Annotated in this window: 20 protein-coding genes and 1 tRNA gene; 15 read left to right on the top strand and 6 right to left on the bottom strand. The window is 51.6% G+C overall.

What is annotated here, in order from left to right:
* The first annotated feature begins 124 nt into the window (after nucleotides 1-124).
* Nucleotides 125-439, top strand: a complete 315-nt coding sequence (locus ACOYW1_RS06205) for a hypothetical protein (RefSeq protein WP_482422091.1) — start codon at nucleotides 125-127, stop codon at nucleotides 437-439.
* A gap of 194 nt (nucleotides 440-633) precedes the next feature.
* Here ACOYW1_RS06205 and ACOYW1_RS06200 read toward each other — a convergent pair whose 3' ends face one another.
* Both ACOYW1_RS06200 and ACOYW1_RS06195 read right to left on the bottom strand, forming a co-directional pair.
* On the bottom strand, nucleotides 634-2,613 hold the full coding sequence (locus ACOYW1_RS06200; RefSeq protein WP_482422090.1) for a DUF748 domain-containing protein: 1,980 nt from the start codon (nucleotides 2,611-2,613) through the stop codon (nucleotides 634-636).
* Nucleotides 2,614-3,294: 681 nt separating this feature from the next.
* Complete coding sequence (locus ACOYW1_RS06195; protein WP_482422089.1) at nucleotides 3,295-4,254, bottom strand: SphA family protein; 960 nt, start codon at nucleotides 4,252-4,254, stop codon at nucleotides 3,295-3,297.
* A gap of 1,116 nt (nucleotides 4,255-5,370) precedes the next feature.
* Between ACOYW1_RS06195 and ACOYW1_RS06190 the strand changes: the two genes are divergently transcribed.
* From ACOYW1_RS06190 to ACOYW1_RS06165, 6 genes are all read left to right on the top strand, one after another.
* Nucleotides 5,371-5,640, top strand: coding sequence for a hypothetical protein (locus ACOYW1_RS06190; protein ID WP_482422088.1), 270 nt, complete (start codon nucleotides 5,371-5,373; stop codon nucleotides 5,638-5,640).
* 454 nt (nucleotides 5,641-6,094) lie between these two features.
* Nucleotides 6,095-6,340, top strand: a complete 246-nt coding sequence (locus ACOYW1_RS06185) for a DUF4113 domain-containing protein (RefSeq protein ID WP_482422087.1) — start codon at nucleotides 6,095-6,097, stop codon at nucleotides 6,338-6,340.
* Between the two features lie 396 nt (nucleotides 6,341-6,736).
* A complete protein-coding gene (locus tag ACOYW1_RS06180) occupies nucleotides 6,737-6,934 on the top strand; it encodes a hypothetical protein (RefSeq protein ID WP_482422086.1) in 198 nt (65 codons plus the stop codon).
* A 738-nt stretch (nucleotides 6,935-7,672) separates the two neighbouring features.
* Nucleotides 7,673-8,707 carry an RES family NAD+ phosphorylase gene (locus tag ACOYW1_RS06175; protein WP_482422085.1) on the top strand — a complete coding sequence of 345 codons (1,035 nt, stop codon included), beginning with the start codon at nucleotides 7,673-7,675 and terminating at the stop codon, nucleotides 8,705-8,707.
* Nucleotides 8,708-9,044: 337 nt separating this feature from the next.
* Entirely contained in the window at nucleotides 9,045-9,380 is a 336-nt protein-coding gene (locus ACOYW1_RS06170) for a hypothetical protein (RefSeq protein ID WP_482422084.1), read from the top strand.
* 618 nt (nucleotides 9,381-9,998) lie between these two features.
* The gene (locus tag ACOYW1_RS06165; protein WP_482422083.1) at nucleotides 9,999-10,457 is read left to right on the top strand and encodes a hypothetical protein; all 459 of its coding nucleotides are present in this window, start codon (nucleotides 9,999-10,001) and stop codon (nucleotides 10,455-10,457) included.
* Nucleotides 10,458-11,612: 1,155 nt separating this feature from the next.
* On the opposite strand, the gene ACOYW1_RS06160 is transcribed toward ACOYW1_RS06165, so the two are convergent.
* A tRNA-Sec gene (locus ACOYW1_RS06160) sits at nucleotides 11,613-11,710 on the bottom strand.
* A gap of 291 nt (nucleotides 11,711-12,001) precedes the next feature.
* Here ACOYW1_RS06160 and ACOYW1_RS06155 point away from each other — a divergent pair.
* The 4 genes from ACOYW1_RS06155 to ACOYW1_RS06140 all read left to right on the top strand — a co-directional run bounded on the left by ACOYW1_RS06155 (nucleotide 12,002) and on the right by ACOYW1_RS06140 (nucleotide 14,894).
* The gene (locus ACOYW1_RS06155; protein ID WP_482422082.1) at nucleotides 12,002-13,144 is read left to right on the top strand and encodes a M20/M25/M40 family metallo-hydrolase; all 1,143 of its coding nucleotides are present in this window, start codon (nucleotides 12,002-12,004) and stop codon (nucleotides 13,142-13,144) included.
* Nucleotides 13,145-13,146: 2 nt separating this feature from the next.
* On the top strand, nucleotides 13,147-14,202 hold the full coding sequence (gene larC, locus ACOYW1_RS06150) for a nickel pincer cofactor biosynthesis protein LarC (protein WP_482422081.1): 1,056 nt from the start codon (nucleotides 13,147-13,149) through the stop codon (nucleotides 14,200-14,202).
* Nucleotides 14,199-14,333 (top strand): hypothetical protein, encoded by a 135-nt coding sequence (locus tag ACOYW1_RS06145; protein ID WP_482422080.1) that lies wholly within the window; start codon nucleotides 14,199-14,201, stop codon nucleotides 14,331-14,333. The genes larC and ACOYW1_RS06145 overlap by 4 nt, the downstream gene beginning before the upstream one ends.
* A gap of 84 nt (nucleotides 14,334-14,417) precedes the next feature.
* Entirely contained in the window at nucleotides 14,418-14,894 is a 477-nt protein-coding gene (locus tag ACOYW1_RS06140) for a phosphatidylglycerophosphatase A family protein (protein WP_482422079.1), read from the top strand.
* 561 nt (nucleotides 14,895-15,455) lie between these two features.
* Here ACOYW1_RS06140 and ACOYW1_RS06135 read toward each other — a convergent pair.
* Nucleotides 15,456-16,427 (bottom strand): hypothetical protein, encoded by a 972-nt coding sequence (locus tag ACOYW1_RS06135; RefSeq protein WP_482422078.1) that lies wholly within the window; start codon nucleotides 16,425-16,427, stop codon nucleotides 15,456-15,458.
* Nucleotides 16,428-16,918: 491 nt separating this feature from the next.
* On the opposite strand from ACOYW1_RS06135, the gene ACOYW1_RS06130 reads away from it, so the two are divergent.
* The 4 genes from ACOYW1_RS06130 to ACOYW1_RS06115 all read left to right on the top strand — a co-directional run bounded on the left by ACOYW1_RS06130 (nucleotide 16,919) and on the right by ACOYW1_RS06115 (nucleotide 20,522).
* Nucleotides 16,919-17,398, top strand: coding sequence for an Lrp/AsnC family transcriptional regulator (locus ACOYW1_RS06130; RefSeq protein ID WP_180146003.1), 480 nt, complete (start codon nucleotides 16,919-16,921; stop codon nucleotides 17,396-17,398).
* Nucleotides 17,399-17,585: 187 nt separating this feature from the next.
* Nucleotides 17,586-18,401, top strand: coding sequence for a TrmB family transcriptional regulator (locus ACOYW1_RS06125; RefSeq protein ID WP_180145999.1), 816 nt, complete (start codon nucleotides 17,586-17,588; stop codon nucleotides 18,399-18,401).
* A 42-nt stretch (nucleotides 18,402-18,443) separates the two neighbouring features.
* Nucleotides 18,444-19,301 carry a branched-chain-amino-acid transaminase gene (ilvE, locus tag ACOYW1_RS06120; RefSeq protein ID WP_482422077.1) on the top strand — a complete coding sequence of 286 codons (858 nt, stop codon included), beginning with the start codon at nucleotides 18,444-18,446 and terminating at the stop codon, nucleotides 19,299-19,301.
* 567 nt (nucleotides 19,302-19,868) lie between these two features.
* Entirely contained in the window at nucleotides 19,869-20,522 is a 654-nt protein-coding gene (locus ACOYW1_RS06115; protein WP_482422076.1) for a PEP-CTERM sorting domain-containing protein, read from the top strand.
* An 89-nt stretch (nucleotides 20,523-20,611) separates the two neighbouring features.
* Here ACOYW1_RS06115 and ACOYW1_RS06110 read toward each other — a convergent pair whose 3' ends face one another.
* Together ACOYW1_RS06110 and ACOYW1_RS06105 are read right to left on the bottom strand one after the other, a co-directional pair.
* Entirely contained in the window at nucleotides 20,612-22,627 is a 2,016-nt protein-coding gene (locus ACOYW1_RS06110; RefSeq protein WP_482422075.1) for a DUF1365 family protein, read from the bottom strand.
* Complete coding sequence (locus ACOYW1_RS06105; protein WP_482422074.1) at nucleotides 22,624-23,892, bottom strand: NAD(P)/FAD-dependent oxidoreductase; 1,269 nt, start codon at nucleotides 23,890-23,892, stop codon at nucleotides 22,624-22,626. The genes ACOYW1_RS06110 and ACOYW1_RS06105 overlap by 4 nt, the downstream gene beginning before the upstream one ends.
* Nucleotides 23,893-24,001 lie beyond the last annotated feature (109 nt).

Raw genomic sequence — 24,001 nt, 5'->3', positions numbered from 1 at the left:
GGCCTGTATCAAGCGGATGGGCGAAGGGAAGGTGTTTGTTGCGGGATGCCTCATGTCGGCGGTCGTGGGTTTGTGGTCCGTAGGGTTGCTCAAACTTCAACACCCATCCATCCATGAGGCATCCGTGATGTTTGCCGTTGAGTACCTGATGATGGGCATGATGATGGTCCTGGCTTACAACCTGATCATGAAAGTCAGCGCTGGCCACCAGTCCGCCACAAACTTCGCCGTGCTATGCGCGTCCAATCATATCATTTCGTTTATCGTGATGTCCGCCATGGGCGTGTTGTGCGACCAGACCGGATACATCATCCTCTTCTCCGCACTGACGGCCACGGCCCTTTTGCTCATCATTCCCGGTCGAGGGTTGATTCTCAACCGAATCCTTTCACCACCCGATGAATCCTTACACGAAAAACCCATGAAGATGGCTGGGTAAGGATTCAGGAAAAGGACAAAAAGCAATGCCTCCAGCGGCAAGATGAGCCACCTTGAAAGCTGGTTGCCCCTGCGCTTTACCCCGCGTCCCCCGGGTTAAAGCGCAGCGGCATTCGTTGCACATTTATCTTGCCCCTGAAAGCAAAGCGCATAACCAGCCGAGAGATTAACCGGTTGACTCCATTGTGTAAGCCGTCATTCCGTAACAGGCGGGTAAGGCATTGTTTCCAGTGCATTCTGTGCCCGTTCCATGGCCGCTTCATGGCGTTCCGGTATCCCCTGATTCCACGCATTCAACCTGGCCCCGCCTTTCAGGCTGGAGTATGAGCTCGCGCCCCCCTGTACCGTGGAACTTCCCACGTTCCTGGCAGAGTCAACGGTAACAACAACAGTACCCGACGTAGAATCCGTGAACCCAGATTTTATTTGTTCTTTGTCCCAGGTTACGACTCCGGCACCAACACCACGGGCACCTTTTAGAATACTTTTCCCTATATTCAGGGCAGCACTGCCCAGCCCCTTTGTCACCTCGACACCTCCGGAAGCAATGTCAGCCCCCGCATGAATGCTATCTTTTCCCAGCCTGAAAATGCCACCGGATAAACGGCCAACAACCCCAAGCAGAATTTTATCCATTTGCACTTTGGGAGCATTGAGGGGGCCCGTAATCTTGATGGTATTATACTTCACATTTCTGTCGGTCAGTATCGAGGAGTTAAGGTGCAGCGACTCTGTGTTGACCGCAAGCCCGATGTCGGCATCAAGGCCGGTGGCTCCTATAGCCTTCCGTGTTGCCGATGGAACCATGGCACCCAATGTGTCCAGCTTGAAACCTGTCACCCGAACCTGGGAGTTTATCAGGGGGAAACCGACCCCGACATGGCCAATTGCCCCTAAAAGGCCCAGGTATGCCGTTGGATGATCTTCAGGCTGGCTAAGCGCAAATGATCCCGAGACAGAGGCCGGTGGACTCTCTTCCCTGGTGTCAAACAAGCGCAACCCACTGACGTTGAGTTCAATGTCTTTTATCGGTAAAGCGATGCCTTTTTTGGGCAGGGAATCATTCTGATACGTCAGAGCCCCGTCTTCCAGCCGGGCTTTTTTAAACATGATAACCGGCCGCTTGGTTTCGGCGGAGGGCTTGCTGAGCGCCACCTCCGTAATCTGTTCATCCGCTTTGCCCCTCCGCCCCTTTAACCTCCCGATCAACCGTTTAAGTATGCCGGGTTCCTCTTTTGGCGGCTCAACAATGTCCGGTTCTTCCACCGACCCGCCAAAGATCTGCCCCAGGCGCTGCCAATTGGATGTGCCGTCTTCCCGGACAATCAGGGATAACGAAGGCCCCTTTACCCGGACACTCTCAATCACCATTTCCGGTGCCCCAAAATCTAGCCCGTCACTGTGAATTTCCAACCTGTCCAGGCCGGCAAACGGCTCCATATCAAAGCCGGGTGGTTGGTCCACCCTGAGCCCACTCAAGGCAAACATGATCTTGCCGCAAAGGATATCCCCCTGCATCACATCACGGAGCTGCAGGTCATCCACAGCCAGATCAAGTTGCAACTCAGAGGACCATTGCTGCTTCGAAAGGCCATCGATAAGTGAAATGCGGATGTTTTCAAAACGTATGGAATCTATGCCAATAGAGGGAATGGACACCCCACTCTCATCAGGGTCCACAGGGGGATCGGTATCAGGTTCTGCATCTGCTTTGCCTGGCATCACGATATTCTGAACACTCACGTTTCCCTCGTCATCACGTATGACGACGATGGACAGATCTTTCAGCACGAGCTCTTCTGCAGTAAGAGAGCCAACAAGCAGCGAGATCAGCTTGACGTCCAGCACCAAGGTCTCAAGATGCAGAAGCGGTGTTGATCCGAACTGTTGTCGGGAATTGATGGTAAACCCCTTGACTTCCACGCGCCCCTCTGCCAACTCAACATCAATGGCATCAAGGGACCCGCCACCTGCCAGATAGGTATTCAGGAGTTTATGGATCTGGGTGTGCGCAATTGAATTGATGTTCATGTTCAGGATGCTCAGCGCAATGATCACAACCAGCGTTAAGCCTGTCAACGCTACCCACCACCACTTAAATCGGTAATTTTTTTTGTTGTGTGTGCTCATCACAGGCAGTCCCATAGGGTCGGCATAGACAGCACCTGTCATCATCCGACCATTCCCGACGTATTGATGTTTGATTAACTGAAGGCTGGTTATTTTCTGGCAGCAGCAGAACAAATCACGCAAAACCCAGGCTCTGTCTCAGAACACACTGGATTCGTGCAGGGCGAAGCGACGTGCAAGTGACCCGATGTTCTCCGTTCATTTCATGAACGCAAGCCACACGGGTTGGGTTGATATGAGCTTATGCCCATTTTTCCTATTATAGCGCCACGACATGCCTTTTGCCATTGGAAAACAAGCCGTTAAAACAGATCCCACGACGGCAAATGCCCCTGCGGAGATTAAGCATAGTTCTATTTGGAAAGACGTCAGAAAGGCTCTGTAAAGAAAGAAGGATGCTGTCAGATCTGTGGTGCAGAGCATTGCAAAATCTGATCAAGAAGACGTGGAATCTGTCCTCCCTAACCCGGATATTTCACGAGTCGAGTGCACCCATATTCAAGGCATCAGAGCTGCAGATGTCGTTGTTTACCTCAAAGCTCTGATAACGCAGAAGATGGGTGCACTTGGCTCGCCCGAAGGGTGAGAAAATCAAACAGCAAACGTCGATTTACATTTTGACTGATTGTTTTCGCATGAAATATCCGGGCTAACCACCCCGGGACCACATGATCCCGGGGCGGGTTGGGGGGGGGCGTAAAGAGGGCTTCCGGCTGGAGCCCTCAATTAGAAATGATGCACGTAACGCACATTGTATCGGTTGCCTTCCGTTCGGTTTTCAGCGCCCGATTCAAAGTAAACGTTGACGAGAAGGTTATCATCCTTGCCCAGATGGAGCACACCGCCAGGGCCGATGGCAAAGACCTTCTCGGCAGTGCCGTCGATACGTTTGCCATCATATTCTGTATCTTGATACTGGTTGAGATAATATCCGTTCAGCCCGAGCCGAAGCCGACCGGGAATCACCTCATAGGCCGTTGTAAAGTTCGCATGGAAGGCATCCCCGGCCCGGGTCTCCGTCACACCAACCAATCCATCGTTGGGGTCATCGTTTTTAAAGTTATAAAGATAGTGAAGCCGAGCTGAAACGGTGAGCTTTGGCGTCAGAAAGGCGGTAAATGCCCAATAGGGGTTGAATGTATAGGTGTTGGAGCCTGGGTTCAGTTCCTTGTCAGAATCATATTTTCCCGTGGGAAAGGTAACCTGAAGCTCAATCCGGTGCATAAATTTCGGCCCATTGGCCCCCATGATGGGATCCCACTGAATAAACGGCCCCACAAGAACATCTCCGAGCCCGGTGCCATTGTCTTCAGGAAAGGGCGCATCCATGGCGTAAGACATATCCAGCCCCACCACCGGGATCATCACATTCACACCCCATTTGCCCCCCAGGAAAACAGGCTGATCCGACTGATAAATAAACTGAGACATGGATATCCAGATATCAAGATTCTCATCGGCACCGTCCGGCAATGCCGCATCCCCCTGGGCATTTTTCAGTGAATCAGACTCGTAGTATTGCACATACTGAGAGTAATAAAACCCCGGCCCCGATGGCGGCCCCCCGTCCAGAAAGCTTGTGAATCCCAGGTTCACACTTGGCATATCATACGCCATCGCCCCACCAACGGTTGCGAGCAGCCCCACAACCATCCCAACGAACCCTACCAACAATTTACCTCTCACAACCCCTCCTCAATCCCAAAATATGAGTCACATAGACCACGGAGCGCCAACCGCCCTCAAAAACACGTCCGAGCAAAAGATGCCAGCCATTTGTTTCTACACACAGAAACAAAGAGCCCATTTTGTAGCAAGACTTTCGCATAATCGCAAGCTCGATTTTTCATTTCACGAACAAAGATCGGGCGAGCCCACGTAGCGGACTATAGTTTTGAAACAACTTGAGTAAAAAGAGTTGAATTCTCTAATGGCGGGTGGACGGGACCAGGGTAGGCACGTCCCAAACCGGATATTTTATGCAAGGGCAAGGCATCAGATGAGCACGCTCCGCTTTGCCGATCATACGCGTATAGGGCTATGACAGGTTGTGGAGGGGGGCCGGTGCGGGTGGCGGGTTATTTCTATGGATTTTGAAATGAATAACCGTGGAATATAACGACAAAAAAACTATTGACACTCCGAGAGGATGAATTTATGGTGGATCGTAATAACTAGTTATTATCATTGAAAGGCGACCCGACAGGATGCGGACACATCCTGCCAGGCCTGACCAAAACAACCTGCAAAGGAGGTCGTTATGGCTAAGCGGTTTTTTACACCAGCCCCCGATCCATTTCAAGTCGTATTTTCCTTCATGCGCGGCATCCCGCGCCACGTTTACCACCATCATTGCCGATTCAAATGGCCCATGAACACGTGCGTTTCTGACTGACGGCGGGGAAAACGCCCCTTCGGAATTCTGCGCGTCTTCGAGCTGCACTGGCAATGAAGGAGTTCTGCCTCTTTTCCTCCTCACCTCACCGAAGGTGCGTTTTCCCTTTCCCGATGCCTGAAGGGCTCTTTTGCCTTTTGGGGCAGCCTTGTCCCTTTTCCCGATTTTTTTGGGGGAAGGAATCATCAGGGCACAGGGGCAAGGCCAGAGGGGGTAGGTCATAGCAAAATAGACCCTGCGTTCTATACGCTGCGGTTCCGGTGTATCGGTGCATTTGGCTTTTCAGGTACAGCCATAAGTGCAGATGACCTCGGACGAATGCTATGGCCTATTCCCGACTTCTTGAATGCCCCCCCTGTTTTTCTATGCCCTTCTTTCCCTATCACCTAATTCATTGGGAGTTCACCATGACCACGTCACCAGGAATGTTCGAAGGCTCCGAAATTTCGGAACTGTGCGACTCCATCAAAGACATCCACCGTCTGTTGAAATCAGTGGGGGCTTTTCACGCGGAACTGGATGAGGCAGAAGCGCCGGGTGGAAACGGCCTTCAGATCGACTTCAAAAAATGGGGAATCCGAACCATCACCGAAGACCTCCTGGCCCGGCAGTATGCCAAGATTGATCGGATGGCGGCAATTTATAAGGAGGAGCAGGAGAAAATGCGGGGAAGGTGATGGCGCTTTTGGCATTGGATTGGCACACTTTGATTTGCCCGGCCTACCCTCCTCCACGGTGGATTATTCCATGCAAATCAAACGCAAAAAAGGGCACCCCAATTGAGGTGCCCTTTTTTTAGCCGACTTTAACTTATGACGTTTCTAAAGAGGCAGCCACCGCTTTGGTCAAGGCCTAGGATGGTTGGCGGTATAAAAGTTCGGGCTCAACACCCCTCACCTCCTATGCCCAACGGGCTGCAGAAAAACTGCGTAAGGATGGGCTTCGGGTGGGCGTGATGGATGTCTATGCGATGAGCAACAGATTCCACAAGGCTGATTTTTATTACAACAAGACCTCCTTTCGGTTTCCGGTGGCCAATTTTCCCACAGCCCGGAAATTATCAAGGGGGCCTTTGCTGCCTTTGCCGAGATTTACCGGGAAGACCTACCTTTCAAAAAGCTGGGGGTCCATATGCGGGAGCTGACCCAGGAAAAACCAGAGCAACAACTCCTCTTTGATAAAGTTGACCGGGACCAGTCTTCGGCCCTGATGAAAGCAATGGATGCGGTGAATGCCAACATGGGACGCCGTACCGTGAGTTATGCATCATCCGGACTCTCCACTGACCTTTCAGAGCCCAAAGCATGGCGCACTCAATTCAACCACAAGTCCCCTTCCTATACCACTCGATGGAATCAACTTCTTCGAGTGACCTGAACCCTTCCATCTGGCCCGTTTTACATTTTCAATGTTTGCATACCGGGTCTTTTTTATCCTTCCTTGCAATTATGTCCATCAAGGAGTAAGAATTTAATTCTGTGATGATAAATGGCTGATATATCGTTGACTATCCAGTCAATAGAAGTTGCCGATTTTGAGATCATGGATTTCGATTGGGACATTGTTCTCTTCTGTACACAGAACAGCATGGCAGGATGTCCGAAAAAACATGAATTATACGGATTATCAGACATTTTTGTCGGATAATCCTTGAGTCAAGGGTAATATCCGGCAGTTTTGTCCTTATTTGTCCCTGAGAGGGGATTATCGGACAGAAATGTCGGATAATAATTGTTGGGCAACTTAGGAGTCTTCTTTAATTGGAGCAATATTATGATTCCAATATATGAACAAGGTTTGGGTAACGGTATAGGACATGGTTTAGACTCTTTTTTAAATCGTTTTGATACGATTTGCTCTGAACATAAAAAAGAAGGAAGGGCTAAAGCATTTGCTTTCATTTTTTATGATTTTACGGATGAGGCAATTCGCCATATTCTTCAAAATCAGGGGTGTGTTTGCAAAGCTTGATCGGTTATCTGGCAACGAACTGAGCGTATTCTACCTTCACACAGATACAGGCACACGCCACGCTACAGTATACATTCAATATTAATTTTCTTGCCGCTTTAGGTGTAGAAGACCGAGCTTCACTTCCTTGCGTGGTGTTTTTTCGTTATGATAATGATCTAATCAGTGATGTCGAAATAGCTCAACTGGAGAGCGCAGATCTCATACACGGATTCAAAGAACTTTATGAAGCGATATCGTCCTACATCCAAAGAAAGCCAAAGCCGTCAATACAATCAAAGGCTATCGTGTGGCTTAAGAACGGTACAAAATTTATAGGTATTGAGACATTCAGAGCTGGATTAATAAAAGGTTTAGAATTTTTGTTTTAATTATATGAGTACGCCCCAACTACTCGCTGCAAGGGACGCCAAAAAGCTGCGCTCGTTCCTCGCTCCACTTTTTGACGCCCCTGAGCGTAGCATTTATACGGTGGGCGTGGTCAGTCTGATTTCGACCCAAAGCGGACATTTGTTAATCTTAATGTCACGAAGAAAGCACTATAGGTAGGTTAAAATCGAATCGAAGTTTGAGCACCGCACACTCATAGAGCCGCCAAAATGTCTAATAACAAATACTTACCCTATACACTTGATGAAATGCTGGCTGTGATTAGCCTTCTCAAAGACTCCTCCCTTGCAGATATGTCAGACACCAAAGTTCAGATCGGCCTCCACAAACATGATGAACGGGAGCCTGTTGAATACATGGAAATTGAATGCGCATAGCTTTCGTATTCGAGAAGCCCTCGAAGGCCACCTTGAAACGAATCTTTCTGGTCTCGTAGCGAAGAAGCCACCACACAGACGGTATGGTCAATGCGACGCCAAAGAAAACTCGGCTTATTACGCAGCGCTGGATATCGAAACAGCGCCTCTGGAAGATGATGCAGAGGAAGGAAAAGTTTATCAGGTACTGGAGTTGTCACCCAAAAAAGACATTGGACTCGATACCGTGATTGTCGGCTGGCTCAGACTACCGAAGGCACAACTCAGCGCCGCCACTGCTAACAGCTCTGCACGACAACCAGCTCAGGCAGCGAGGGAACTAATAGAGAAAACAGCACCTGAAGATGCTACCAAACAAATTGTGTTTGATGCTTTTATTGCCGACCAGTTTCGAAAGATTGTTTTAAATAATGGAGAATATCGCGCAACTGCGTTGTACAGCTCTCTTATGCTGGAAGATGACAGATTTGAGCAAATTCTCTATCCCAGCGTGGCAAATTTCGGCGGCTGGAACGTTGCAATTCGTCCCAACCTCGTAACCGAGTGTTCGGAAATATCTTCTGTGCAGTTGATCCAAGTTGATAAAGACCTGGGTACGGGATGTATGATTGCACAGTCGTTGGACGCGGTGATCTATCTGGAAGCAAAATCACTTGGACTTGCGGCGACGATTACGTTTTCGAAAGGTGGAGAATCTCCCTTCTTCCGAGACACAATGCGAAACCCATTCAGCAAACTCTCCTATGAACGGCGGGTAGAAAAAGCACTTCGTTCGCTTCCTAATGGTGCGGGAAAAAAACACTTTCTTTATGTACTGGATGTCCATGTGTCAGATTATGATGGACCTATCACAACGGATGAATATGTATTCAATGAGTTTGATGACCAGTCATTGTCCGCGCTTCACGATCTGCTTGAAGTTTGCGACCTAGATGTTCGTAAAGGGATCGGTAAAAACGCAAAATACCTTTGGCAACGATCGTTCTCTCAAAACTCGACCATGTAGAACGTCATTTACAAGACAGATTTAGTGAAGAGTCTCGCCGGAACACCAAGATCTGTTTTATGCAGTTACCAAACTCAATATAAAGACTGGGGAAGCCGATATCGGGCGACAGAAAATAGCTTGAACATAACTGTGCAGTCAATCAATGAAATATAAAACTTTGCCATGTGTAATCCCGAAATATTTGACCCGGTTTTCATGCATTTATTGCTATGTTCCATATGTCCGCTTCTGGCCGAATTTTGACACCGCGAAGATGTTACAGGTAACGTATAACAAGTTGCTGCACTCGGAAAAATTACTCGCTGCGCCCCTAATTTCCGGTGAGTAAGGCGTTATGTGTATAGAAAGTGAGATAGTTAATACGAATAAAATCTATAAGTTTTTACTTGATGTCCTAAATTCATGGCTCACTGTTGTTTTCATCATTGGTTTTGTTTGCGTTAGTTTTTACCTTGGACAACAGAAAACTGATATGAACCTATTTGCAGCATCCGGTGCTGTGATGACCGTCTTTGGCTTGTTTTCTACAATTCGTTTCACTACTATTGAAAAATTCTTGAACCAAGAAAACATTATTGCCAATAGTACTGGCCTTACTGGTGGTCCTTTATCTCCAGAAGAAGCTGAAAAAATACGAAACAACATCAAGAGAGAGCAAGAGTTCGTTTAGAAAAAGAACTACGAAGTGAAATCAAAGGAATAACACTTACAATTGTTGGCACAGTCATTTGGGCTTATGGCTCATATGTCCCTGTATTTTAGTACAAACAATGAAGAGCACATAATTGTGGAAGGGGTCAGACCTACACATTTGACAAACAGAAATAACCTATAGCGTTTGTGTCCTAAATTAATAAGCATACAATATTTCAAAGCAGTTAAGAGATAGGACTGATGGTATAGTGCCTGAAGCGTGATGCACTGCTCTTCGGATCCTCCAATTTCTCATTCCGGCAGAAGTCTAAATTCACGAAATAATTGAAAAAGGTTGTGTCAAATGTGTAGGTCTGACCCCAAGACCCCAGGTTAGATTTTGATGAGCATAAACTACTTAACAATCTCTAACTACCTAATTTAAATTACACCACAGAGAGTTATTCAATGAAAAATACAGTATTTTCAATTTTCACAATGCTACTATGTTGTCTTTTCCTTTTTGCGTGTAGTGAAGACCACAAAAGCTTTGAAGACATTCAGAGTGAAAACAACCAAAAAACAAACGACTTTAAAGAATGGTGGCATGAAAGTTTAAAAAGTGCACCGACGGCAAACCAATGGATATGAATTTTTGAACAATTTCTCTCAAAATGAAATAGAAATAATATATGCTTTTTATAGTAGAGAGGTTATGAATTCAGCTTCGTATAGTCCTAAAAGATTTAATTCTCTTGGAAAAGAGTTAGCTGAAAGATTTGGCGTTAATTATAAGATATTTGAAAATGCTGATTCTTTTATGGCACTGAAGTATATACCTTACCTATCCAAAATTACTAAAGATTTTTTCAAGCTAAATATGAGCACCATAATCCCGGACTATTACAGCCCCATTCAAACGACAGCTTTCGTTGGAGACTATACATTTTGCTGTACACTTAGCTTAAATATTTGTCGAAATAGTGATGACTTAGAACGTCAAATCTATGAACATATCGACTATTTAAAAAGATCTCTCCCTTCAAAAATCAAAGGCTTTAAAATTTTTGATATTAGATATAATTGCAAATACAGGCACTACTGGATCATTTGATATTGGTTACATATGGAGAAGGGAAGGAAATTTGTTAATGAGGAAAAAAAGCTCAAGTGGCACGTATGGTGGGTACAGAACACCTAAAGAAAATAAATATTGGCATGAGCCATCATGGAATAATCATCAAATTCTTTATAATGATCCAGCCTTAATTTCAAAAATATTCGAAAAAATCAATTCTGAATTCCATTTCACAATGATTTTCGGATGAAGGGGTCAAACCTACACATTTGATATTTTTGATCTCTTGAAATGATGACTGATGACTCTTGGAACTATATCTAATACCAGTCGAGATAAATGGAGTGGAGATAGGGAAGCCTTGACATCGGAAAAAGTTTAAAATTGGTTCTATACAGTGACGTTGTATCCTGACCACACACACGACACTCACTCCAAACCCACTACCTGCTTCAGAAACGTCAGACGCATGGGAAGGTGATGGCACTTCCGGCACCAGATGGGCACGCTCCGCTTTGCCCATCCTACCTGTATCTGGCGGTTGTAGGTTGCTGAAGGTATTGATTGATGCGTCGAAGGGTTAGGGACTGAAAGAGCCCTCACCACCCTTACCTTAAAACAAACCGTTACAGGTTTTGAAACGTCAGGCGCATGGGAAGGTGATGGAACTTCCGGCACCAGATGGGCACGCTCCGTTTTGCCCATCCTACCTGTATCTGGCGGCTGTAGGTTGCTGAAGGTATTGATCGATGCATCGAAGGGTTAGGGGCTGAAAGAGCCCTCACCACCCTCACCTTAAAACAAACCGTTACAGGTTTTGAAACGTCAGACGCATGGGAAGGTGATGGAACTTCCGGCACCAGATGGGCACGCTCCGCTTTGCCCATCCTACCTGTATCTGGCGGCTGTAGGTTGCTGAAGGTATTGATCGATGCATCGAAGGGTTAGGGGCTGAAAGAGCCCTCACCTCAAAACAACCCGTTACAGGTTTTGAAACGTCAGACGCATGGGAAGGTGATGGCACTTCCGGCACCAGATGGGCACGCTCCGCTTTGCCCATCCTACACGTATCCAAGATTGATTATTTCATGACCACCAAACGCAAAAAGGGCACCCAAATTTGGGTGCCCTTTTTTAAATCTGTTTTCAATCTGTACCCCTCGGGACAAAGGCCTGAAAACATTATATATGTGGCGGAAGCACATGGGAATCGAACCCACCCGGGACGGTGTTAACGCCCCACACCGGATTTGAAGTCCGGGAGCATCACCAGAACGCTGCGTGCTTCCATGCGTTTCAGTGTGTGTTTTCGTGCGAGACCTTACCCGCAATATGGTGACGTTGTCAACGTTTTTCAAGGGCCCTGCCGGGCTTTTTTCCCGTTGAAACGCGGCCGCCCATCGGGTAATGTCGAGGGATATTGTTAAGGGAGCTGAAGGGCCCTGCCCGACAGGATGCTTCTTAAACCATCGAAACAGCCCGCCTTACCCGAGCAGTTCAAAAGCCCGACGACGTTGTACCTCGCCGCCCCAGGCTCTTTTTTCTGTGATACAAACCATCCACATGGGAGCATGACATCCATGATCAATACAGACAGACTGACCCAACGATTCATCCGCTTTGCCGAAACCGACAGCCCCTCACGCAATGAAAAGGCCATGGCCGACATGCTGGCAGAGGAGCTCAAGGCCCTGGGTGCCGAGGTCTCCTTTGACGACGCCCACACAACATGCGGAAGCCAGACCGGCAACATTTTTGCCCGTTTTTCCGGCACAGCGGACGTGGACCCCATGCTGCTGAGCGGTCACATGGACACCGTGGTCCCCGGTGAGGGCATCAAGGTGGTCCTTGAGGACGGTGTGTTCCGAAGCGCAGGGGAAACCGTGCTGGGCGGGGATGACAAAAGCGCCCTGGCCATCATCCTGGAGGTGATGGAGACCCTCATCGAAAAAGACCTGCCCCGCCCCCCCGTTGAAATTGTCTTTACGGTCTGCGAAGAGATCGGCCTTTTGGGGGCCAAGCATTTCGACACCGAGGCGTTAAAATCAAAAATGGGCTACATCCTGGATTCCAAGGACACCGAGGCTGTGGTGACCAATGCCCCCTTTGCCGTGCATTATACGGTTACAGTCCACGGATTGTCTGCCCACGCCGGCATGGAGCCAGAAAAAGGGGTCAGCGCCATTGCCGTGGCATCGGACGCCATCACCCGCATCACCTGCGGCCGCATCGACTCAGAAACCACCTGCAACATCGGAAAAATCGAAGGGGGCTCTGCCACCAACATCGTGCCTGACTGTGTGGAGATCATCGGTGAAGCCCGAAGCCACAGCAAAGAAAAGCTTGATGCCATCGTGGAGAGCATCCACACCGCCTTCCGTGAGGCCGTGGTCCGTGCAGGGGGAGGCGATGACGAGACCCTGCCCAGCTTTGACATCGATGTAAACGAAGACTTCCCCGGCACCAGCGTGCCCCACGACCACGCCGTGGTCGCCCTGGCCCAGAAAGCAGGCAAGGCCCTGGGACGCACCATTGTCACCCAGCGCGTGGGTGGCGGCTCTGATGCCAACATCTTCTTCGGTAAGGGCATCACCGCAGGGGTCCTGGGCACGGGCATGACCGACGTCCACACCGTCAACGAGTCCATTACCCTGGCAGACATGACCGCATGTGCCGAGCTTCTCTGCACCATTCTCGGCAACCACGCCAAGCAGGGAGCCTGATCATGCACCTTCACATGGACTGTTTTTCCGGCCTCAGCGGAGACATGGCCCTGGGCGCCCTCATGGACCTGGGGGTGCCGGTGGACTGGCTCAAAGAGCAGCTCACCCCGCTCCTTGAGGACCGGTTCGATATCACCTGCGAGCAGGTTCTCAAACGGGGGATCCATGCTGTAAACGTGACGGTGCACGATCACAGCCACAGCCACCACCACGGAGACCATCACCACCATCACGCCCTGGATTACCGAAAAATCCGGACTCTCATCCAGGGTTCCCCTTTAAAGGATGCGGTAAAAGAGCGCGCCCTTTGCGTGTTCCACCGCATTGCCGTGGCCGAAGCCAAAATCCACGGCTGCGACATCGACACCGTGCACTTCCACGAAGTGGGGGGCATCGATGCCGTGGCAGACATTGTTGGCGTGATCCTGGCCCTGGATTACCTGGGCGTCACATCCGTCAGCTGCTCTCCCCTGCCCCTGGGAAGCGGCACGGTGACCTGCGCCCACGGCGAGCTTCCCGTGCCCGCCCCGGCCACCCTGGAGATCCTCAAAGGAATCCCCGTCTACGGAAACGACGCCGGGTGCGAGGTCCTCACCCCCACGGGCGCGGCCCTGGCCGCCGAGCTGACCGACCACTTTGGCCCCATGCCCGAGCGGGTGATGGCCGCCGTGGGCTACGGAGCGGGAAAACGCGAGACCAAGGGCCTCCCCAACCTTGTACGCATGGTGCTGTGCGAGACGTCCGAGTCGGCCGACACCGTGGTGGAGCTCTCCTGCAACATCGACGACATGAGCCCGGAGATCCTCGGCCATGCCATGGAGACCCTTCTACATGCCGGGGCACTGGATGTCTGGTTCACCCCCATCCAGATGAAAAAAAACCGGCCCGCCAGCCAGCTTTCCTGCCTCTGCCGGGAAGAGGACCGAAAACACCTCACGGAAACGATCCTTTCCGAGACCACCACCATCGGAGTCCGCTGGCAGCGCCGAGCCACGCCCCGACCCGAAAGGCCATCACCCTGGCCTGTCCCTCCGGGGAGGTGGCCGCCAAAGAGGTGACGCTCCCGGGTGGTTCACGCCGGATCACCCCGGAATACGAAGCCTGCAAAGCCCTGGCCGAACAAAAGGGATGCTCCCTGGCTGAGATCTACACCGAAGCCTTGGGTGCAGCCCAGGCCCTGCTGAACTAAACGATGCCTCCGGCGGCCCTACCGGGGGCCAGGCTTTAGATACGTTAGACAAACAGGTTATACAAACATCACAAAAGGACTGACATGATGCGGCTCTCTGACAAGCACATTCTCTTACTTGCCACGGGCTTCGGCTCCGGCAAAGCTCCCTTTTCCCCCGGAACCTTCGGCAGCGCCGCCGCCCTGCCCTTCTGCGTCCTGATCTGGCTCTCCGGCCTTGCCTTTGGTACGCCCTTTTCGTTTCTCCTCGTCACGGCCCTGGTGATCTTCTCTGTGGTGGTGGCCGAAGAGGCCGTGAAACTCCTGGGGGAAAAAGACCCCTCCTGCGTGGTCATCGACGAGTTTGCAGGCATGTTCGTCACCTTTGCAGGGGTTGCTCTTACCTGGAAAGTGGCCCTGGCCGGGTTCCTTCTTTTCCGCTTCTTCGACATCCTCAAGCCGGTTCCGGTGCGCACCCTGGAAAAACTCCTGCCCGGCGGCGCAGGGGTGGTCATGGACGATGTGGCCGCTGGTGTCATGGCCGGCCTTGTTCTTCAGATCGGAATCAGGGTGTTGGGATAAAAAAACAGTAACTATTCAGCTTAGGCCTCCGGCGGCCCTGCCGGAGGCTAAACTTTTTAGAGGATGTCCCATAGGGCCAAATCCTCTGAAGAGAAATTACATATTTTCAAAATCCGGATCGTTGTCTTTTTTGCAGGATTCCCTGAGCCGATTGATCTCCTCAGCCTTTGCCTCCAACATATGAATATACGGGTCGTCAACCGTAATGTCGGGAACTGTCAACGCTGACGCAGATATTTTTCCTGATAAACCCCGGACAGCCTGTAACGGCTTATTTGCTCCAACTTTTTTATGGTAAGAGAGTAAGCCGCGCCCTTCACAATGGAAGTGACCTGCCATACAGGTGCACTTGAGAACGCTTGAAGGAGCACGATTGACTTATCAGATAGCAGTAGAAGTGTGGAGGTGCCTAAATCACCGACAACCTGTGACCCTGGGCCATACGAACAGCACACAATGGCACGAATATCTGTTTGAAATGGATTAGAGACTTTCCACTTAACAGGGCTGTACGAGTTTAAAACCAAAACCACCGGCCTGGAGTTTTTTTTATGGACAGGTTTACAGAAAGATCTTTACTTGAGCTTTCATAGAGCCCTGCAAATGGAGTTCGGCACTCTTTGCAGATACTCTCTTCCAAGCGTTCCTTGATCTCTTTGTAGGATAGCCTTTGAACGTTTTCGAAAAACCCACCGAAAACTCCGTTGTATGCCAATTATTGACGTATTCGACCTCTACGAGATGTTTTCCCGGCTCAAAATTAAGCAGGCATTCCTTTTTTGAGCCACCAGTGTATACGACAGCCCCATCAATGATAAGACGCGTCTTTGACCAACCCTGATTCACAGCAATTCGTTTAGTCTCTTTTTCCGAAACATAAATATACCCCACCCAGTACGCCCCGAAATTTTCCGAGCTGATGCCATGAAAATCATCATAAATGTAGTTAATACTGATATCTTCAACAGCCTCCTGGGCAATGCAATGCCCCGGGTTGTTCGTGTCTATGTAAAATGCGGGAAAGCCTTTCTCAGGAACAACACCCGCAGGGTTTAATTTTCGCCCCCATGTAGAATTGGCTTTGGGGTAATCCCTGGCTGATTTAATATCCTCTTCACACGAGGTCCTTCTTCGTGACTTGATGATATCTTTTTTATAAACCTCATCCGCTTTCCCACAGTCAAGTCGATAGCCAACACCAAAAGGATTTGTCTTGTAGTCGCACAACGAAAGATATTTGCCGTTATCTTGACGCATAAAAAAATCCAACGATGAAAGATCTGCCGGGTACTCACCGTGTGATTGATAATAATAATCAACGGCATGAAGCACCTGCCGTGAAAGCCGTCCGCGATTCTTCTTTCTGTTCGCCTCAGGAGTAAAGTCTTGTGTATACTCCGCCATACGTTGTGCTTTTTCATTAATGGCTGCCGTGGCTACCTGTGTATTAAGATATTCTGACTCAATGCGCTTAAACGTACCTATCGCACTTTCAATATCTCCGTTATCCCACTCGATAATAGCCTGATTCAAAAGGGTCCGGGCCTCTTTCTCTGAGTTCCCGCATCCACATAGGCACAAGGCAGCTACCAATACGACTGACATTTTTTTCCACATAGCATGTCTCTTTCAGTTATTGATTCATAAGCACCCACCACCACGATCGACACAAAACAAAGGGCATTTCATAGTCACAGAGAACTATTCAATCATCAAATCAGAATTTAACGTTCACCACGCACACTGTCAAGCACTTCACTATAAGTACTTATAGTGCCTTCTTTTCAATATCTCACCCAAATCACGTCAAATATTTCCGGTATCCGATGCATAGTCTCTTCGTTGTTTTTTTCCTTCGCCTTTTGCCAGTTCTTATCTTCCCCTGCAAGGACTAATTTGGCATTTCGGGGTGAAAACCATTCTGATATGATGAAAAAATAATTCGAACGCCATGCGCCGATGACGACGCAGCTGTAAACATATAAATCGGTGGAAACCCTTGATTTCCCCGCAAAGGACCGACCATGAAATCACAACTCGACGCCACGGATCGCACCCTGATCAAACAGCTCAGCCTCGACGGCCGCATGCCGGTGAACAAGCTTGTGGAGCACTTGGGCGTCACCCCCCCCACCCTCTACTCGAGGATGAAGCGTATGCTCAGCTCCGGGGTTCTCAAGATCGCCGGGCTCATCGATATTTTTAAAACCGAAGACCTCATCATGGCCATTGTGGCGTTCAAGATCGTCGACGGCACCAAACTTGAAGAGAGGCTGGAGCAGATCTCCAAACTCAAACAGGTCCACTCGGCCATGGTGGTCACAGGACGCTTCGACATCTTCATCGAGGTGGTGGTCCCGGAAATGCCCGCCCTTTATGAGTTCATGACCAAGGACCTTCCCGCCCTGGGGGACATCGAGTCCTGCGAGTCCTTTGTGGTGATGAAGGCCAAGAACAAATGGGTCCTTCCCAAAAGCACCAATGACTGGTTTGACCAAGTGTGAATCCTTCGGCACCAACATGCACGGAGCAAGGCGGATCGTTTGACACGATCCGCCTTTTTTTGTGCCTCAAATCCCTTCCGGTGCCCGGAGCCCAGGGCCCTGCCCCCCATCCCCTGAATGATTCACCCTGCGGGCGTCCTCATTTTTCCGTTGACAGACAAGGCCCTTCAGCGCAATATTAACTACCATGGTAGTTAATAATATTATCCCACAAATCACAGCCCTGGGATTTTCCGAATACGAAGCCAAGGCCTACGTGCACCTTCTGGCGGTGCAACCGGCCTCTGCGTATGAACTCTCCCAGGCATCAGGTATTCCGTCATCCAAGATCTATGAGATCCTGGGGCGCCTTGTGGAAAAACGCGTTGTCTTTGTGGAAGGCGAAGGACGCAAGAAAAAATACGTGGGCACACCGCCCGAGGAGTTCGTGGAGAGCAGGCGCCGCTTTTTCCACCGAACCTTCGACACCCTTGAAGAGGGCCTCAAGCAGCTCTCGGTCAAGGCCGACGACGTCTCCTTCATCTGGAACATCACAGAGTACGACGTGCTCATCGACAAGGCCGAGCGGATGATCGAAGGCGCCAAAGAGAGCCTGCTGCTCTCCACCTGGCCCGACGAAGCGGCCACCCTGGAGCCAGCCCTGTCCCAGGCCGAAGCCCGGGGGGTCCGCATTGCCACCGTCCACTTCGGAGAGATTAAAACAGCGGCAGGCCGCATCTTCGAGCACCCCATCGAAGACACCCTCTTCGAAGAGAAAGGGGGGCGGGGGTTTGTGCTGGTGACAGACGCCACGGCGGCCATCGTGGCCACCATCACCAACACCAACCGCGTGGAGGGGGCATGGAGCCTCAACCAGGGGTTCATCACCCTGGCCGAGGACTACATCAAACACGACATCTACATCATGAAGATCGTCCGCCGCTTCGACGGCCTTCTCCATGACACCTTCGGAGACCGCTATCACCACCTGCGGGATATATTCAACGACACCGATCTGGCGTAACACGTTTCAAAAAACACCCAACGGGAAACCAAGGAGACTTCCATGCAGATATACATCGACGGCAACTGGGTTGGAAAAGAGGACGCAAAAATCTCGGTCTTTGACCATGGGCTTCTTTACGGAGACGGGGTTTTCGAAGGCATTCGCATTTACAACGGAACCATCTTCCGATTGAAGGAGCACGTGCGCAGACTATACGACAGCGCACGGGCCATCCTGCTCACCATCCCCATGAGTGAAGAAGAGATGGCGGAGCTGTTGCTTGAAGCCGTGACCAAAAATGAAAAAACCGACGGGTACATCCGCCTGGTGATTACCCGGGGGGTGGGCGACCTCGGCATCAACCCTGCCACCTGCCCTGAGGCGTCCGTCATTGTCATCGTGGACGACATCAGCCTCTACCCTGAAGAGCATTACACCAAGGGAATCAAGGTAATCACCGCCTCCACCCGCCGAAACAGCCCGGACGCAGTAGACCCGAGGATCAAGTCCCTGAACTACCTCAACAACATCATGGCCAAGCTGGAGGCCCAGCAGGCCGGGTGCCTGGAGGCGATCCTCCTCAACCGCGAGGGCAAGGTGGCCGAATGCACCGGAGACAACATCTTTTACATCCGGGACGGGGTACTCCTGACCCCTGCTTCCGATCAGGGAGCCCTCAAGGGCATCACCCGGGACGCCGTCATTGAGGCAGCCAAAGGCATCGGCATGGAGACACGGGCAACCCCGTCCACCCTGTACGATCTCTACACTGCCGATGAGTGCTTCCTTACGGGAACCGCCGCCGAGATGATCCCCGTCACCACCATCGACGGCCGGACCATCGGAACCGGCACCCCCGGCCCCGGCACGGCCAGGGTACGGGAAGCCTTCCAGGCTCTGATCCGAAACGAGTGCTGACCGTACTCGACCCGAGACCTGTCCAGGCGACCCCGGACAGATCTCGGTCGCTTGCTTTATGCATCGCTCCGGCATGTTTGCCCTGCCGGAGCGATCCTCCCTCCTCCGACGCATGTTCAGGCATAACCGCCAGCCCCTCTTCAGCCCATACAGAAGGCTGGTTGCCCGTATCCAGACCATGACACAAAAACCACCAGGAATAACGGTTTGTTGCGCCTACCCCATCGTGGCCCCATGAACTATCAGAGCCGAAAGGCCATGGTATAACCGCGCTTCCCACTGTCCGTTCCACTACCCATCAAATCATGTAACTCATTACACACTTTTCTTCCGTCCCCCGTTAACCTTTCCTGATCATAGGCATTTATCACCCATCTTCCGTGGCATATATTTTGCTATATTACCCCACAAATGAGTCAACCAACAGGCCTTCCATACATAGCAAGGAAGGCCTTGCTCATTTACTACCCACTGCCTGAAACGGAACACTGACAAACACTAAAAACCATTCACCGGCAAAGGGGCTTGACTGCCCTTGCCCATGGACACACGAAGGGACCAGACCCAATGAGCAGACCGATCCGGATTTTATGCTTCCTCTTTTCCATGCTGCTGACCTGCGGCTCCGCCATGGCGACACCGTACACCTTTGAAATGGGTGATGCCTCATCCATCGACGTCTCCAAAACCACCCAGGGGCTGACCATGTGGGCCGAGATCTATCAGTCGGTTTCATCCCAGGCTTTTTTACTGGAGCCGGGAGAATCCTTCAGCTTCAAGTTTGCACACATGGGAACACACGAAAGCTGGATCAATGAGGATGACCTCAAGGCCATGGAGGTCACGGCGTACATGGATTTTGACCTCCCGGACATCACCCAGGATATATCCGGAGAATCCACCGGATTTTCGGGAAAATTCGAGTTCAAGCAAGGCTGGCAGGTCATCTGGGATGACCCTGTGTATGTGGACTTTGGAAACGGAGGGCGATTCGCCATCGAACTGAGCGACGCCACATTCTCAAGCTCCATGTGGACAGGCCCCCACGGCCCCTGCTGGAGCGAAGGCGACGCCGACATCTTTGCCACGGTCACCCTGGAGACAGCCCCTTCCCCGACAACGGCCCCGGTTCCCGAACCGGCCACGGCTGTTCTCCTCGGCCTCGGAGTGGGCCTCCTGGGGATAACCCGGCTTAAAAGAAAAAAAGCATCCGGGAACTGATCCTTTTTAAGGATGCAGCAACTCCGTAATAAAAAAGCCTCCGGCAACACTGCCGGAGGCTTTTTACTTGTAGGGTTTTGAAACCACGCCTACCCCGAGCCTGCTCCTCCCGGGCGGTTCAGCACCAGCTGCAGGTTCGCCAGGGATCGTTCGGCAAACTGGGCTTCACAGCAGGCAAGATAGAAGAGCCACTTGCGCTTGAACACCTCATCGAACCCCAGGGCGGCAAGCTTGTCTGCGTTGGCAAGGAAACGCTCTCGCCAGGCCTTGAGGGTCCGGGCATAGTGGGGGCCGATGTTCTCAAGGTGCTCCACGATGAGCCGTGACGATCGGGTCATGGCCCGGGAGAGCACGGAAAGGGACGGCAAGTGGCCTCCGGGGAAGACATGGCGCTGGATCCAGTCCTCGTGGGTCCGATACGCATCGTAGCGCTGATCCGGCACGGTGATCACCTGGAGCACCACGAGCCCCTCCGGGGTCAACAGCCTGTCGCACTGCCGGAAAAAAGTCCCCAAGAACCTGTGGCCGACGGCCTCCAGCATCTCGATGGAGACGACCCTGTCAAACGCCCCGGACATCTTCCTGTAGTCTTTGATGAGCAGGGTGATGCGATCCTCCAAGCCCTCTTCCCTGACCTTCTGAAGGGCAAAGGCGTGCTGAGCTTCGGACAGGGTAATCCCTGTGACCCGGCACCCGGTGCGCTTCACCGCCTCCACCGCAAAGGAACCCCACCCGAACCCAATCTCCAGCACATGATGGTCCCGTGAAATCCGCGCCTTGTCGATCAGATGGTGCAGCTTGCTCCTCTGGGCGGCTTCAAGGGTCTCGCCCGGCTCACTGTGGAGCGCCGCCGAATAGGTCATGGTCTCGTCTAAAAACAGGGCAAAAAAATCGTTGCTCAGGTCGTAATGCTTTCGGATATTCCTTTGACTGCCCGTCAGGGTATTGTGGCGGGCCCGGTCCAGCAAACGCCCCATGCCATGGGCCAGCCAGGCCAGGGGCAGCTGGGAATCCGTCGCCGTGTCCATGTTGCGGATAAGGATTCGAATCAAGTCTGCCGGGTTATCACTTGTCCACATCCCCTCCATGAAACTCTCCCCGAAGCCGATGTCGCTGCCCAGGACCACGCGCGGATAAAACCTGGGATCTGCAATGCTCAGGTTGGCCTGAAGAGATGAGGATGTATCACCATACACCCTTTGAATGCCACCCGACGGACCCTTCATGGCACCCGGAAAACGAACCGTCACGCACCCGTTTCCGATACGGCGGAGCAGCCCGAGAACCTGTTTTTCACAGAGTCGTTCCAAAATCGTCCCCCCCCTGTGCCGAATGGTCATGGAACTTTTGGGGACAGGGCGATCGAAAACAGGCAACTTCTTACCGGCAAAGAGGCGCAGGGCTTCCCTCAAAATGCGCGGGACGGTTTTCCACGGCATCACGGGACGTGAGACCAGGGTCCGCAACTGATTTTTCTGCGTCAGGGGAATGCTCTCTCCCTTGAGGGAGGCGGACAGGACCTTATCCCCGTCACGCATCAGGTGAATCTTGATGGACAGCTTTCCATCGGGTGACGAGATATAAAACCGGTAGGTCCCCTCCATGTTATTAAATGGAGAGACATGAAAAGCCTTGGGGGCCGTGTATTCCACAGGAAAGCCCGATGCGGGGCCGGCGGACACCTCCTCGTCTTTGGTCAACAGGTACAAATGCCTGTCCCCGAAGGTGTTGTTGACTTCCGCCACGATACACACCGGTCGGCGGTCTTCGGCGAGGCAATAATAAAAACTCACGGGGTTGAACACACGATTGAAGTAACTTGGTGAGGTGATGAGCATGACCTGCCGAACCGTGTCATGGCAGCCTCTCTCCTTAAGATAGCGGTACAGCTTCTCCTTGATGCTCCCGGACCCGCTATCCAGGTACCTGTCATCGTAAAGGGATACCGGGCGACGTCGGTTGTACCCGAAAAAAGGCAAACGTCGGTCTAAGGACTCCAACTCATCAAGATCAAAACAGTACAGATACACCGGATACCGGAATCGATGCGCCACCGGTTTCAGGCGAGCATGCTCGACAACTCCTTTGATGATGCATGAATTCACAGTATTCCCCCCAATTCCGAGGCCACGTCCACGGCTGACCGGACAGCGTCCTCGTGAAAACCGTATCCGAAGTAACTTCCGCAGAAATAGGTATCCCGCTTCCCGTTCAACGCCTTGAGCCCCTCCTGGGTGGCAACAGACTCAAAGGTAAACAACGGATGATCGTAGAGCAGCTCCCTGTGAACGGATGAAACCGGAATCTCCTTTGCAGGGTTCAGGGTGACGCACCAGGTCTCGTGTGTCTTCAAGTGCTGCAATCGGTTCATGAAATATGTGACTGTAATGGGCTCTCCCTGCCCGGAGCCCGCCTCACGGATATAGTTCCAGGAAGCCCGGGCCCTGGCCCGCGACGGGAGCAGGGAAGCATCGGTATGGAGAATCACCCGGTTGGAGGCATAACGCCAGGGTGAAAGCAGCCGGGTCTCCTCCTCGGAAGGATCTTCCAGCATCCTGAAGGCTTCGTCCGCATGAGCAGCCACCACCACCCGGTCAAAGGTCTCCGGGTGCGCCCCTTCCGCCGTGACCATCACTCCTGATTCCGTCCGCCGAATGCCCGTGACGGGCGTCCCCTCCACCACCCTTCCCGTAAATCCGTTCAAAAAGGCCTTCACATAGCTGTGGCTGCCCCCGGACACCACCGACCACTGAGGGTGCTCGGTCAAGGTTAACAACCCGTGGTTCTCATAAAACCGTGCAAAGGTCTCCATGGGGAACTCGGCCATCTGAGCATCCGGTGCCGACCAGATCGCAGCTGCCATGGGCAGAACAAAACGATCGACAACCTCACGGCTGACCCCTTCCCCCGTCAGGTACTCCCCGAGGGTAACACCTGCAAGGCGCCCATCTGCCAAATCCTTTCGTATGGCCTGCATCAGAGCACGCACGCCCCATAAAAATCGCCAAAACGACGGCCTCAACACATTTTCCCGCTGGGCAAACAGTGTGTTGAGGCTGGTGGAGGCATACTCCAGACCGGTGCGCCGACAGGTATAGCTGAAGGACATATCCGTCTCCACAAGGGGCACCTTGAGACGGGAAAGAAGCTTCGTGAAAAGAGGATACGTCCTGTTGTTCATCACGATAAAGCCCGTGTCGACAGGCGTTCCGGCGTCGGGTCCCCGGTCGATCACCACCGTATGGGTGTGACCGCCGATATACCCGTTCCTTTCATAAAGGGTTACCTTGTGGTGGTCTTGCAACAGGCAGGCCGCTGTGATCCCGGACACACCGGCACCTATGACGGCAATGTTGAGCGGAGGATTCATGGGCGGGTCCTTTCTCGAAGGCGAAGGAAAAGTTGAATAATTCTAAATCACTGACATCAAAAATGCAACATCTGGAAAAGCAAAAGCCCACCCCAACACCTTGCCCCTG

The sequence above is a fragment of the Desulfoluna sp. CYM3A genome (genome assembly GCF_056829965.1).
The sequence above is the reverse complement of the archived record's forward strand: the minus strand, read 5'-3'. Positions and strand labels throughout refer to the sequence as shown.